The following is a 974-nucleotide window of genomic DNA, read 5'->3' on the forward strand; positions in this document are numbered from 1 at the left end:
TTCTAATGACACTACTTAAGTATCTGTATGTAAAATATATTCTTTGACTACTTAAGCGTTTATCTTACATCTTGGGTTTTGCTTTGTTCCAACTTTATGTAACTGCATATAAGTGAGATTAAAAGCTCTCAAGAGAGGTTACTTGTAATTTTTAATTAAATTCCCCAAAGTGAATTAATAAAAAAATCATAAGCTTGCCACAAAAAACAACAATTTATAAGGACTATTTTACCCTTCTGATAATTAATATCTAGTATTTCTTGTAGTACCCATTTTTCTATATAATCTACCTTCAAAGAATATATAGAAAGGTATATCAGGTCATAGCCGTTCATTTTGAGGTTGACACAAATAGCCAGCCCATTAGAAAGGGATATGAGCTAAGGAGCATGTATAAAAAAATAGTTTCTATCAGCAATTAAGATAAAAGATTACATGCAACAAATATATTAATAAGACAATTTGCTGTTATCTTCTTAATATGTTTTTACTTAGCATAGTTACGCGTTTTTTGTTGGAAATACCCATTATCAAACTAGTTCCACAACATTAAATATGGAATTAGTTCTAGCACTATTGTGAGGCATATATTTCAATGAGTGAATTACAGAATCAAGTTGTTGTACCTCTACAACAACAAACCCTAGATAAGCCGTTGCTGCCAAGTATTTCTTCTCAAGCTAGTTCCAGTCTGCTTTCTCAGGGAGATGGACTCAAAGCAGAGTACTACGACAACATCGACTTCACCAACCTAAAGAAAACCCGCATAGATTCGACGGTGAACTTTGACTGGGGTCTTAGTTCTCCAGATTCGTCTATTGCTCCAGATACCTTTTCAGCACGTTGGACAGGTCAGGTAGAAGCCAAGTACAGCGAGACTTACAACTTCTATACCAGTAGCGATGATGGTGTGCGACTCTGGGTAAATGGTCAGCAAATCATTAATAAGTTTGTCAATCAATCACCTACAGAAA

The 974-nt window shown here is 34.5% G+C and carries 1 protein-coding gene; it reads left to right on the forward strand.

Features of this window, described 5'->3' with window-relative positions:
- Positions 1-595: 595 nt before the first annotated feature.
- Positions 596-974: PA14 domain-containing protein (locus tag GNF10_RS37100; RefSeq protein WP_221644715.1), on the forward strand; the 379-nt coding region annotated here is incomplete at its 3' end.

The sequence above is a fragment of the Nostoc sp. UCD121 genome, from assembly GCF_014222285.1.
In the GTDB taxonomy this organism is placed as follows: Bacteria; Cyanobacteriota; Cyanobacteriia; order Cyanobacteriales; family Nostocaceae; genus Nostoc.